Annotated in this window: 13 protein-coding genes and 3 tRNA genes; 7 read left to right on the top strand and 9 right to left on the bottom strand. The window is 63.5% G+C overall.

Annotation, left to right across the window (positions count from 1 at the left end; translation table 11 throughout):
• Positions 1-73: 73 nt before the first annotated feature.
• Positions 74-448, bottom strand: a complete 375-nt coding sequence (locus R2823_07240; GenBank protein MEZ5175983.1) for a hypothetical protein — start codon at positions 446-448, stop codon at positions 74-76.
• 228 nt (positions 449-676) lie between these two features.
• On the opposite strand from R2823_07240, the gene R2823_07235 reads away from it, so the two are divergent.
• The 5 genes from R2823_07235 (at position 677) to R2823_07215 (ending at position 5,122) form a co-directional block, all read left to right on the top strand.
• Positions 677-1,042 (top strand): peptidase inhibitor family I36 protein, encoded by a 366-nt coding sequence (locus tag R2823_07235; GenBank protein ID MEZ5175982.1) that lies wholly within the window; start codon positions 677-679, stop codon positions 1,040-1,042.
• Positions 1,043-1,118: 76 nt separating this feature from the next.
• The gene (locus R2823_07230; GenBank protein MEZ5175981.1) at positions 1,119-2,063 is read left to right on the top strand and encodes a hypothetical protein; all 945 of its coding nucleotides are present in this window, start codon (positions 1,119-1,121) and stop codon (positions 2,061-2,063) included.
• 77 nt (positions 2,064-2,140) lie between these two features.
• On the top strand, positions 2,141-3,289 hold the full coding sequence (locus tag R2823_07225; GenBank protein MEZ5175980.1) for a hypothetical protein: 1,149 nt from the start codon (positions 2,141-2,143) through the stop codon (positions 3,287-3,289).
• On the top strand, positions 3,270-3,962 hold the full coding sequence (locus R2823_07220; protein ID MEZ5175979.1) for an ABC transporter ATP-binding protein: 693 nt from the start codon (positions 3,270-3,272) through the stop codon (positions 3,960-3,962). Before R2823_07225 ends, R2823_07220 begins: the two co-directional genes overlap by 20 nt.
• On the top strand, positions 3,959-5,122 hold the full coding sequence (locus tag R2823_07215; protein ID MEZ5175978.1) for an ABC transporter permease: 1,164 nt from the start codon (positions 3,959-3,961) through the stop codon (positions 5,120-5,122). The genes R2823_07220 and R2823_07215 overlap by 4 nt, the downstream gene beginning before the upstream one ends.
• A gap of 760 nt (positions 5,123-5,882) precedes the next feature.
• Here R2823_07215 and R2823_07210 read toward each other — a convergent pair.
• The 5 genes from R2823_07210 to dut all read right to left on the bottom strand — a co-directional run bounded on the left by R2823_07210 (position 5,883) and on the right by dut (position 7,800).
• A tRNA-Val gene (locus R2823_07210) sits at positions 5,883-5,954 on the bottom strand.
• 46 nt (positions 5,955-6,000) lie between these two features.
• Complete coding sequence (locus tag R2823_07205) at positions 6,001-7,059, bottom strand: lysylphosphatidylglycerol synthase transmembrane domain-containing protein (GenBank protein MEZ5175977.1); 1,059 nt, start codon at positions 7,057-7,059, stop codon at positions 6,001-6,003.
• A gap of 87 nt (positions 7,060-7,146) precedes the next feature.
• A tRNA-Cys gene (locus R2823_07200) sits at positions 7,147-7,217 on the bottom strand.
• A gap of 40 nt (positions 7,218-7,257) precedes the next feature.
• Positions 7,258-7,330: transfer RNA gene (locus tag R2823_07195), tRNA-Gly, on the bottom strand.
• A gap of 32 nt (positions 7,331-7,362) precedes the next feature.
• Complete coding sequence (gene dut / locus R2823_07190) at positions 7,363-7,800, bottom strand: dUTP diphosphatase (protein ID MEZ5175976.1); 438 nt, start codon at positions 7,798-7,800, stop codon at positions 7,363-7,365.
• Positions 7,801-7,829: 29 nt separating this feature from the next.
• On the opposite strand from dut, the gene R2823_07185 reads away from it, so the two are divergent.
• The gene (locus R2823_07185; protein MEZ5175975.1) at positions 7,830-9,068 is read left to right on the top strand and encodes a hypothetical protein; all 1,239 of its coding nucleotides are present in this window, start codon (positions 7,830-7,832) and stop codon (positions 9,066-9,068) included.
• On the opposite strand, the gene nrdR is transcribed toward R2823_07185, so the two are convergent.
• From nrdR to R2823_07170, 3 genes are all read right to left on the bottom strand, one after another.
• Positions 9,055-9,513, bottom strand: a complete 459-nt coding sequence (nrdR, locus tag R2823_07180) for a transcriptional regulator NrdR (GenBank protein MEZ5175974.1) — start codon at positions 9,511-9,513, stop codon at positions 9,055-9,057. The genes R2823_07185 and nrdR overlap by 14 nt on opposite strands.
• 53 nt (positions 9,514-9,566) lie before the next feature.
• Positions 9,567-9,854 (bottom strand): LysM peptidoglycan-binding domain-containing protein, encoded by a 288-nt coding sequence (locus R2823_07175; GenBank protein MEZ5175973.1) that lies wholly within the window; start codon positions 9,852-9,854, stop codon positions 9,567-9,569.
• 264 nt (positions 9,855-10,118) lie between these two features.
• Positions 10,119-10,808 carry a hypothetical protein gene (locus tag R2823_07170; protein MEZ5175972.1) on the bottom strand — a complete coding sequence of 230 codons (690 nt, stop codon included), beginning with the start codon at positions 10,806-10,808 and terminating at the stop codon, positions 10,119-10,121.
• A 144-nt stretch (positions 10,809-10,952) separates the two neighbouring features.
• Here R2823_07170 and lexA point away from each other — a divergent pair, with 144 nt between their 5' ends.
• A complete protein-coding gene (gene lexA / locus R2823_07165) occupies positions 10,953-11,585 on the top strand; it encodes a transcriptional repressor LexA (protein MEZ5175971.1) in 633 nt (210 codons plus the stop codon).
• Position 11,586: the final 1 nt, after the last annotated feature.

Below are 11,586 nucleotides of genomic sequence, written 5' to 3'. Positions count from 1 at the left end.
CGAAGTACTCCGAACCTGAACTGCGTCTAACCAGACTTAGACGCAGGCGGCGCCTACGCTGTCTGACCGACCGCTACTTGGCAACTCTGCCGGATACGACTGATTCGGGAGGGTTCAATAACAGGTCAGAGATCCGCTGTCGGCTCACGCCTAACAGACGGGCGATCTCCGCCACGGTGATGCCTTCCTGCTTCAGAGCTGTCGCTTCGGACCAGCGAAGCCGCGCACCGACATGATTGAGAGCGCTGACGTTCTCCGTGATCAGTTCCACGATGAGCGGCCGCCGCTCGCTTCGCACGATGTCGACAAGCGATCGTCCGGATGCAACCTGCCGCCGTAGCACCCAAATACGTCGTGTGATCTGTCGCGATCTCTCGATATTGGCATCTGCGACGCCAACCAAGTCGTCGAGCACAACAAGCAGCTCACTGATAGCGGCATCTGGCACCTCTCCTCTCATGAGGTCAGATTGCCCACGACAAGCCCACATGTCAAGAACCCTTGCGCAAGGGGCCTTGACACCTGGTGCGTGTTCGGTGATAATGCGCGCAAGGGTTGTTGCGGAAGCGGCAACCAAGGACTATCTAAGTCGCCCTCGCCAAAGGGGCGCTGGATTCGAGAGGGGGATGCAACCCGATTTCGTCAGCGTTCGCTGGCACTTCAACGAAAGGACGCCATGGTGCGACGATTATCCACAGTCGTGCTACTGATCGGTTTATTGGTCGTCGGGGCAGCGGCGCCTGCCCTGGCTTCAGACTGCAATTCAGGTCGGTTCTGTGCGTTTGACGGCACGAACTATGTGCATCCGAAGCTGCTCGACTCGGGAGCGGCTGCTGGAACGAACAATGTCGACGTGGCCGACGATCTTGTGTCTTCGGGCAAGAACCGCACGGGGAATCGCTGGTGTGCGGTCAATAACGGGTTCCCGGGCGACGACACGATCTGGAACTTTGCTCCGAACACGAACGTGTCGACCTTGGGTTCGCAGAACAACAAGACGGACCACTTCTACGTGAGAACGTCCGCTCAGAACTGCACCTGACACATCCGTCCACTCCATTGACCGGGGCCCGGCGCCTGACAGCGATTCACACTCCCATGGCCGCCAGCCCCGGTCAATGGCCTTTGAATGCGAGCGATTGATCATGCACGATCGCCGACTCCGACTGTTTGGATTGTTGGGTGCGGTGGCTGTGGCGGGGGCGGCATGCGCGTCTGGCGCGGCGGCTGAACCTGTGCAGCCTGCCACTCGCCAGGCGCTCGTCGAGTTGTACAACACGCCTGTGGAGTTCGTAGTCGCCGAACTCAAGGTGACCGCAGAGTGCATGGCCGCGGCCGGCTTTGGATATCTGCCGTACACTCTGTTGCGAGCCGATCCTCGCCCGACGCGCAGCCTTGCCGGCTTGCCGTTCCGGATGAACCGGGGCGAAGCAGAACAGGATGGGTACGGAACACGTATCGGCACCGCCGACACCAGCCACCAGGACGTCGATTCAGCCGTCGCGGCGTATCTCGCGACACTGACACCCGACCAGCAGCTGGCGTATTCGCGGGCGGAGGTGGACGACACCGCCGTGGAGGTCACGGTGAATCTTCCAGACGGCGCGGTTGTTGGTGCCGCTTCGGAGGGGTGTGTTGCTCAAGGCAGGATCGCCGTGTACGGCTCCGTCGCCGATTTCCTCACATTTGAGTACTTTCCGCAGGGGCTGCGGCAGTTCAGTGAAACCGCGTACGCGTCGACCGAGTTCGAGGCGGCGCAAGGCCGCTACGCCGGCTGCATGCGCGATGCAGGCTTCGACGTGGCGACAGTGTCGGGCGCCGTCGAACTAGCGCAAGAGCGCTTCGGGTCGCGGCCGACGACAGGCGCGCCAAGCCCGGATGAGGTTGCGATGGCGGTGACGGATGCCGAGTGCCAAACCGCGAGCGGTGTGTATGAGGCTGTGGACGACGCACTGGTCGCAGCGGCGTCGTCTTGGATCAACGACCATGAAGGCGAGTTGCTTGGGATCGCTGAGCTGCAGCATTCCGCCTCCGCTCGCGTCGCGGCAATCCTCGCCTCATGAGCACGGCACCCGACAACGACCTCCGACTGCTCCGAGATCAGGAGACAGAAGAGCGTCCCCGTCCCCGAGGACGACCGATGCGATGGATCGCGGTCGCGGTCGCGATCGTTTTGGGGGGACTAGCCGGGTTTGTTGGCGGTCGCGGGATCGCGAACAACGGCGGTGGATCCAGCCAGTTCGCTGAGCCGCGAGTCGTCGTCGCGGTTGAGCAGGGAACGCTCACCCAAACCGTGACCGGACAGGCCGAGGTACGACCGGAAACCACAACGAGAATCGGAGCGCCAGCGGTTCCGCAGGGCACAATCGCAGTGGCTACCGAAGTTCCGCTCCTCCCAGGAGATCCCGTGGCTGCCGGCACGGTGCTTCTCGCTGTGGCCAATCGGCCGATCATCGCAATGGAAGGCCCCGTACCGGCCTACCGGCCCATGACACTTGGCGCCCGCGGACCCGACGTCGCACAGCTTCACGAGGCGTTGGCAGACCTTGGCTACGGCGAGGTATGGGATGAGGCTTTCTACGATCGCGCCACCGCCCGCGCGGTCGCGGCTCTGTACCGTGACCTCGGCTACCAGCCCCTGGACGCCGACGGGTCTGAAGTAGGCGAGACGGGCACCGACGCCATCGTCCCGCTCGGCGAGATCGTGTTCGTCAACACGCTCCCGGGCAGCGTGACCGAAGTTGGCGTGACAGTCGGCTCGACTGTCGATGCCGACGCGTTGGTCGTATCCTCGGGAGCCTTGACGCTCGTGGGAACCATCGCGACTGTCGAAGCCGCGGGCGTCCGCTCGGGTCAACCAGCCGAGGTCAGGTTCTCGGACGGCTTTGTCGCAGCCGCCCAAGTGGTCGCCGTCCCAGCACCGTCGCCACCGGGCTCATCCACCGACGACGAAGGGGCATCACCGACCCTCGGCACGACGCTCGTCCAACTCGAACCGACCCAGCCGCTCACGCCGGATCGTATCGGGTCATCCGGCGCCCTGAGTATCACGACCGCAGTCTCATCGCAGGAGGCACTGACGGTTCCGATCACGGCGATTCACGACGACGGCGCCGGAAACACATGGCTCGACGTAGTCGAAGGCGACAACAGCCGACCCGTCGATGTCAACGTCGGTCTCAGCGTATCGGGCCGCGTCGTCGTGGAAGCGACCGACGGCTCATTGCGCGTTGGGGACCAAGTGCAACTCGTCACCGCGGACAGCACCGATGACCCTCCCTCGTCCTGACCTGGTCGCCCTCACGAACGTCACGCAGAGATTCTCCAACCACGTCACGGCCCTCCACCAGGTCACCATCACGATCGGAGCGGGAGAGATCGTGGCGGTGACCGGAACCTCCGGATCCGGGAAATCGACGATGCTCCACATCCTTGGCCTACTCGCCCGCCCCACCGAAGGGGAATACACACTGGCGGGTGTCAAAACCCGTGACCTTCCCGACAGCCGGCTAACCGCACTCCGAGCGCAGCGCATCGGATTCGTTTTCCAGTCGTTTCACCTCATACCACACCTGACGGTCCTCGAGAACGTAATGATCAGCCTCCAATATCACGGGACGCCGCAGAGCCGACACCGCGCGGCGGCCGCCGATGCGCTCGGAGCCGTAGGAATGAGCCACCGGCTGGCGGCTTTTCCTGGCACCCTGTCGGGCGGCGAGCAACAACGAGTGGCGATCGCTCGCGCCGTGGTCCGCCGCCCACTGCTACTGCTGTGCGACGAACCCACCGGCAATCTCGACAGCAATAACACCGAGGTCGTACTCAACATCCTCACCCAGGCCGATCACACCGACCGCGCAGTCGTGATCGTGACCCACGACCCCGACGTCGCCAAGCGAGCAGACCGAGTCTTCAGCTTGCGCGATGGTCAAATCATCAACCCGATGCGGACCAGCAAGTGACCAGCGATCAGATCCGTGACGCGTGGCGCAGCGTTGCCCGTCGCCCGAAACGCAGCGCCCTCACCGCCCTCGGAGTCTGCCTCGGCATCGCCGCGATCGTTGCTATCGCGGGCCTTACGGCCAGCGGTTCCTTACAGGTCTCCCGCCGCTTCGACGCGTTCACCGCCAATGCCGTGACGATAGACATCCCGCACGCTCAACACGCCGACACCCCGGCCGCGATCGCCCACCGACTCGCAACTCTCGACGGTGTCATCGCCGCCGGGATCTATACCAATATCGCGGCCGACACCACACCCCTCTCAATACGCACTGCCCGCCAGACCGAGAGCCGCAACGTCCCCCTCATCGTGGCCGACAGCAGCGGGCTCCTCGCCGCCAAGGCCAACATCATCGCCGGAGCGATTCCCACCCACTGGGCAGAAGCTCAAAACACACGCATCGCGCTCCTCGGTCAAACGCTCGCCCGCGACTACCACGTCACCCCAACCGCCGGCGAGCAGACCATCTACCTCAATGGCCAACCGTTCGACGTAGTCGGCGTCGTCGCCGACGCAAACAACACCGGGCTCCTGACCACCAGCGTCATCGTCAACCCAAACGCAGTCGGCCACCTCGACCCGAACATCGAGCCCCGATCACTGCTCGTCCGCGTCAAAGAGGGCACGGCACAGCCAGTAGCACAGCGGGCAGCCCTGCTCGTCTACCCAGAAGAGCCCAACCTGGTCAGTATCCAGCTGCCACCTCAACCCGAGCAGCTCCGGGGACGAATCACCGCAGACACTCGCGACCTCATCGTCGCCCTAGCCGCGGTCACGCTGGCCGCCGCAGCAATCGGAATCACCAACACCATGCTCATCGCCGTTTGGGAACGCAGAGCCGAGATCGGCATCCGACGATCCATGGGAGCCACCAAGGCTTCCATCGCCACACTGTTCCTCATAGAAGCCGCCTTCATCGGAACCGTCGGAGGGCTCGCCGGTACAACGATTGGGATACTCGCCGGCTCCTCCCTCTCCGCCATCCGTGGCTGGGCCTACGCGCTGCCACCAGCGGCACCACTCGCAACCCTCCTCGGAGCCACGGTCGGCACACTCGCCGGCGTCTACCCAGCAATCCGAGCCACCCGAGTCGACCCAATCGAATCACTCCGAGCGTAGCCGCCTGCAAACAAGGCGGCTCGAGCCAACCTGCGATCCACGTCCGGTGTGACATCGTGTTCCGATCCCGGGCCGCCGTGCGTCCCTAGCAAGCCCCGGCCCGATGCCCGGAGCGAATAGTGTCGCGTCGCCAAGGCAGACGAGTACGACCGTTTCGCATGTGGCCTCGATGATCAGTAGACCCCAGGACGCCACTCAGGCCGTCCTCGGAGCGACCCGAACCAAGACGCCTACGCCCTGTTCACGCACTTAGACGAAGAACAACCCTCGCATTTGGCGCCGATGATCAGCAGACTCCTCAACATAGACAAGTTGTTGAACGCCTCGACCGAGGGGAGATCACGGTCACCGCAGCCGCCGCCGAGATGGGCGCTTCTACGACCACAGCCCGCAAACTCTTAAAGAATCATCGCAGCGGTCTCCCCGATTCGATCGAGATCCGACAAGCAATGGTTGAATGTCTCGCTACCGAACACGGCGCAGCCCTTTACGCCAAACGGAAAACCACCGTCGAGACGGTTATTGAGAACGTCAAAGCCAACCTGGGGTTTCAGAGATTCTCGATGCGAGGGCTCGACGCTACATCGAATGAATGGCGACTCGTATGCACAGTCCACAACCTTCTCAAAATCCACCGCCACCGACTTGCAGCCACATAAATCCAGAACAAAGATCGGCGCGTCCTCACCCACAACACGCTGAAACTCGCTGCCCAGAAACCATCTGTGCGACAGCCCCCAGCCGTAGGGTTTCTCTCTTGTGGGCGATACTGGATTTGAACCAGTGACCCCTGCCGTGTCGAGGCAGTGCTCTGCCGCTGAGCTAATCGCCCGGATGGGAGAGCCGAAGATAGTGGTCCCCTCGCCCAACGGCAAAGGTCACGCCGCAACCGCCTTTCGGGCCGCGTCGCGTCGCCACAGCACCATGGTGAGGGTTCCGATGAAGACCTGAGGGAAGTAGGTGGCCGCGCGCCAAACGAGGGTCGCGGCGAGGGCATCGCTGCTCGGCATCCCGAAGGTCGTCAGCATGCCGCTGATGATCGCATCGGTGGTGCCGAGGCCGCCTGGTGGAATCGGGATGAAGGTTGCAAGCCTTCCGAGAGAGAACGCAGCGAACGCTTCCGCCATTGAAACCGGCCCCCCGAAACCCCCCTGGAGGGCGGCAACCGCGAGGTACAGGATCGCGAACTGCGCGAGCTGCTGGCCCACATTCGCGAGCGTGATCAGCACCCAGCGGTCCGCAACCACATCGATGATCGAGTCGCGGAAGTCGACGATTGCCGCCTCGGCATCAAACGACAGGTCGCGTCGGATGAGCTTCGACACCCATGCGACAACGGCGTTGCCCCAGCTCCCGATGCGGCGTGCCAGAGGTTCGCTGCGCAGGATCAACGCAAGCCCACCGACCATGACGACAACGACCACGGCTGCCAGGACGGTGAGCGCAACTTTGTCGACACCGCCCTGACCCGTCACCATCAGGGCGACGACACCGACCAACGGGAGGGAGAGCGTGACAAGCGTGTTCCAGACGCCGGTGATACCGATCGCTGCAGTCGCCGGTGCCGGTCCGTATCCGTAGCTCGACAGCATCCCGTACTGGATCGCGAGTCCAAACGCTCCACCGGCCGGGATGACATTCGAGATCATGAACGATGTCTGACGCGTGTAGAAGCCATGGCGATATCGCAGTCCCGGCATCGCTGCCGAGTACGGATACACATAGGCGATGATGAGCCCAACCGTCGCGGCCACGATGAGTCCGAGCTGCCACGCCTCCATGGCTCGAATTGCAGACCACGCTTCGCCATAGTCACCGAACTGGGGCAGCACGACGGCAAAGACCACGATGAGGACGATGAGCGTCAGGATCGTGGCAATGATCTGCTTCTTGCCGAAGGTTGCCTTCGGCGCTTGCGCGGGTCCAGGTTCGGTCATCTCGGCCATGGTGCCGCCTCGATCAGTCGGATCACGCGACTCTAGACGCACTCGTGACCCGCTGGATGGTCGATCAACACCGATCAGAGGCGACGGCGGGAATCGAACCCGCGTCCAGGGTTTTGCAGACCCTTGCCTAGCCACTCGGCCACGTCGCCGAACAGGAAAGGCGGTCACGGTGGACCGCCCTCCTCGCGGAGCGGACGACCGGGTTCGAACCGGCGACCTCAACCTTGGCAAGGTTGCGCTCTACCAGCTGAGCTACGTCCGCGTGGCCCCGATGGTATCACGAGGGGGTTCTTTCTACCGGCCCTCGATACCGGTGGATCCGAATCCACCCTCCCCCCGAGGCGTGTCGTCGAGGGACGCCACCTCGACGAATTCGGGGGCTTCGATCGCCATGATGACGAGCTGGGCGATCCGGTCTCCGCGAGCGACGCGGAACGGGGCATTGCCATGGTTGATCAGACCCACACGCAACTCCCCGCGATACCCGGCATCAATGAGGCCCGGCGCGTTCACGACGGTGACCCCGTGGCGGGTTGCGAGACCCGAACGCGGCAGCACGAATCCTGCGTATCCGCGAGGAATGCCAAGCCGAAGCCCCGTCCCCACCAGTGCGACCGCCCCCGGTTCAATGGTCGCGTCTTCGGCGGCCGCGAGGTCCGCTCCGGCGTCACCGGGATGCGCGATCGTGGGTATGGGAATCCGAGGATGAAGGCGAACGACGGGTATCTTCATGACCGGATTGTCCCACGGAGCACGAACACATGACGACCAGCATCCCCGACGGCGAGGACCGCGACAACGGTTCGTGGTTTCTCGAAGCGGTCGGAGCCGCTCCGCCATCTCCCTCGGGTGCGGATGCGATCGCTGATCTCACCCGCGAGAACGACATGATTGCCGATGGTCCCGCGGCATCGGCACCGTCCGACGAGCGGAGGGTTGCCACGACGACCATTCGAACCACAAGCATCACGGTCTCGTCCTTCGACGGCGATCCGGGCACCCTCAACGCAACCTACGACCGCAGGCGGCTGCCTCCACAACCGGCCGCCGCCGCGGCCACCATGGCACCGAATCTCCCGCCCCCGCCCCCCATGCCCGAGGCCAAGCAGGTGATCGAGCCTGTGAACGAGCCGCCTTCCGATGCAGCAGCGTTCGACGAAGAGCTTCCACGGCAACTCCGATCCCGGAGGTCGTATCGATGGCCCATCGTGGTGGTGCTCATCTTGCTCATCGTCGCTGTCGGTATTGCCGCGATCTGGCTCCCGCGGGCCACCGAGTCGGAGGCGATCGCAGTCCGCCAGCGCTACTACGACGCGACCGTCGCAGTGCGGAACCAACTCCCTGGCGCCCAGTCTGCCCTCGACGCAATCACCACAATCGACTCGACCCCCGAATCGCTGTCCACGGCGATACCGATGATCGCCGAACTCGACAGCGCCGCGTTCACCATGCAAGAGGTTGCATCCGAACCGCTGCCGAGCATCCTGCCACTCGTACCGAAGGGGCCGATCGACGCCCTCGAACCCCTCAAACAAGAAACCGCGATCCTCGGTACGGAGGGAAGCGAACTCGCTGGCCGCCTTGGGAACGGCTATGTCTACCGCGTCAGGATCCCCACGATGCTCAGTCCGGGAAACCTCCCCACAACCGCAAGCTCCGAGACGATCAACACGATCAGTGTCACGCTCGCTGCGTCGCTCGCAGACGACGCAGCAGCCCTTGCCGAGCTTCCCGACGAACCGACCTTTGGCGATGTCAAGGCCGCGGCCCAGGCATCCCACGCTCGCTACACCGATTGGCAAACCGAGTACCTTTCGGCGCTCTCGGAAGGAAACACCACCGTCGCCCTGGCCCTCGTGACGGAACTCGACGCCCTCCGCGCCTCTCTCATGACCGAAGAAGCAACTGCGCTCGGAGCGTTCCGCACCGAGATCGACGGACGCATCGTGAACTACGCAGGCGAACTCGAGACGCACATGGACGACCTCACTCAGATCTGAGCGGATCAACCTCAAGTGATGCCGCCTCACGCTCGAAGTCGCTTGCATCCTGGAACTCCTTGTACACGGAGGCGAACCGGAGATACCCGACCTCGTCGAGGGTTCGCAATCCCTCAAGAACGAGCTGGCCGATCTCATCGGCGGTCATGTTCTGCCGTGAGGTGTACGCGGCTCGTTCCACCGCCGCCACCAGATCATCGACCGCCTCATCCGCAACGGGCCGATCGGCGAGGGTGATGGTCACCCCGCGGCGGACCTTGTCGACATCGAAGGGCTGGCGGCGCCCATCGCGCTTGATCACGATCACCGTCGTGGGCCGCTCGAATGTGCTGAATCGGTGCCCGCATTCAGGGCAAGCTCGTCGACGGCGCACCGCCATGCCACCGTCGGTCTGTCGGGAGTCCACAACCTTCGTGTCGTGGGTGAAGCACAGGGGGCAGCGCATGTCCGGCATCGTACTGTCGTCGCACCGCGCTGGCGCCAGCAACAGACTGCTGGCTAGGTGTCCACGACCGGGATCTCAAGGATTTGACCGATCTGGAGTGGTTCAGAACCGAGGTCGTTGATCCTCTGGATCACCGCGACGACCTCCCGACGATCCCGGTCTTCCGGACCGAGGTCACCGGCGATCTGCCAGAGGGTGTCACCGCTCCTGACCCGATAGGGCTCGGTTGCGGTCCCCTCGAGCGATGCCTGCCCCGCCGAGGTCAGGAGCAGCAGCACAACGATCACGGTGATGGAGATGATGGAGAGCGCCCGAAATCGTGCGCCGTTCATGATCGTCATGCTGCTCACTCCTGCAACCTCGTCCAGCCGGGCCCTCACGGAGTGACCCGTGTGCCCAGTGATGAGCCGAAGCTCATACGATCACGGTACGGTCCGGGTGTGACACTTTTCGGTGCACATGGGCGCCGCACCTGCGGTGCCTCGGATCGTCGGCTTTTCGACCTCGAATCCCACCCGTACCGAACAGATGTTCGATCGTTGGGAGAAACCATATCGAACATCTGTTCGATTGTCAAGCATGAAATGGTCGTGATCCGGGTTGCGTCACTCCGACGCGCAGATTCCCCCGACGCTGTGAAGTTGGTAGACGGTCGAGCCCGGGTATCGGACCGAGATGTCGTTGGCGTCATCATCTCGAAACGCGACCGCTCCACCATTGGGGTAGGTGATGAGGTCCCACCCTCCAGGAGGCGTGAGCGTCGGCTCAGTAGGACTGCCGAGTGCATTCGGCTTCGGGAGGTACTCGGTTCCAGCGAACACGATGACATCGGTGGATGGGCAGGTTGCGCCCGGTTGGGTCCACGCCGACTGTGGGACCGCGCCCCAGGTCGACGCTTCGCTGCTCGGACACCCGTGGTCCACCGTGCCGGCAAAGGTCTGGACCGTGTAACCATCGCCAACGAAGCGGACGCTGAGATCCGCGTAGTGCCGCCACTCCCCCGCCACGCCAAGGGTGTTGGACCGCGATGTCCATGGTTCGACAGCCGGTCCCCAGACCTCATCGAACCACGCCGCCGCGTCCTCGTGTTCGCTCGCACCGACCACGCCGCGCCAGCCGGGGAAGTCGTCTCGGCAATCGCTGCTGTCTCGCAGCTCCATGGTGTCGCCGGGCGCCGTCGCGGCTTCGACGGAGATCGCACCCATCGGATGCGACGAACCGGTGAAGGCGACGAAGATGAGTACGCCGGACGCGATAAACAGAACGCCTGCTATCCCCATCCAGATCTTTTGCACCGACCCTCCCGTGCCAGACACGCAGACTACCGATACACCGGCGCTGGTCTCGCGATCGGCACGCTGCAACATGGCTTGATATCGAACATATGTTTGGTCTTTCGCTTCCGAGGCGGTACACTGCCACGGACGAACGGAGGACATGTGCCTGACCCCACAACACTCACCACACGACAGCGTGAGATCCTCGACCTCATCACCAGCACCGTTGCGGACCGTGGCTATCCGCCGTCCGTTCGAGAGATCGGGGATGCGGTCGGACTTCGCTCCCCCTCGACGGTGCACAGCCACCTCTCCACCCTCGCCAAGGAAGGTTTCATTCGTCGCGATCCATCGAAACCTCGCGCCATTGAGGTGATCCAGCCAGACGCCGCGATCCCGATCGCTCGGGCCGCGGTGCGCGATGTGCCGCTCGTCGGCAACATCGCGGCGGGATCACCGATCATCGCCGAGGAAGACATCGAAGAGGTATACCCGTTGCCGACCGAACTCGTCGGAAGGGAACCCGTGTTCATGCTCACGATCAGAGGCGACTCGATGGTCGATGAAGGGATCCATGACCGGGACTATGTGGTCGTGCAGAAGCAATCGACGGCCCGCAACGGTCAGATCGTCGCCGCCCTCATCGACGACAACGAAGCCACCGTCAAACGCTTCGAACAGACCAGCAACGGCATCGTGCTCCATCCGGCGAACACGGCGTATGAGCCGGTGGTGTACACCGACGGACTGACGATCCTTGGAGTCGTGGTCGCGGTCCTGCGCCGCATCGGGTAGC

The organism is Acidimicrobiia bacterium (genome assembly GCA_041393965.1).
Taxonomy (GTDB): domain Bacteria; phylum Actinomycetota; class Acidimicrobiia; order Spongiisociales; family UBA5794; genus UBA5794.
Note: the sequence above shows the minus strand (reverse complement) of the source record. Positions and strands in the feature narration are given on the sequence as shown.

Coding starts and splice junctions, on each gene's coding strand:
- R2823_07235 (MEZ5175982.1), top strand. CDS start 677: ATGGTGCGACGATTATCCACAGTCGTGCTACTGATCGGTTTATTGGTC.
- R2823_07230 (MEZ5175981.1), top strand. CDS start 1,119: ATGGCCTTTGAATGCGAGCGATTGATCATGCACGATCGCCGACTCCGA.
- R2823_07225 (MEZ5175980.1), top strand. CDS start 2,141: ATGCGATGGATCGCGGTCGCGGTCGCGATCGTTTTGGGGGGACTAGCC.
- R2823_07220 (MEZ5175979.1), top strand. CDS start 3,270: ATGACCCTCCCTCGTCCTGACCTGGTCGCCCTCACGAACGTCACGCAG.
- R2823_07205 (MEZ5175977.1), bottom strand. CDS start 7,059: ATGACCGAACCTGGACCCGCGCAAGCGCCGAAGGCAACCTTCGGCAAG.
- dut (MEZ5175976.1), bottom strand. CDS start 7,800: ATGAAGATACCCGTCGTTCGCCTTCATCCTCGGATTCCCATACCCACG.
- R2823_07185 (MEZ5175975.1), top strand. CDS start 7,830: ATGACGACCAGCATCCCCGACGGCGAGGACCGCGACAACGGTTCGTGG.
- nrdR (MEZ5175974.1), bottom strand. CDS start 9,513: ATGCGCTGCCCCCTGTGCTTCACCCACGACACGAAGGTTGTGGACTCC.
- R2823_07175 (MEZ5175973.1), bottom strand. CDS start 9,854: ATGACGATCATGAACGGCGCACGATTTCGGGCGCTCTCCATCATCTCC.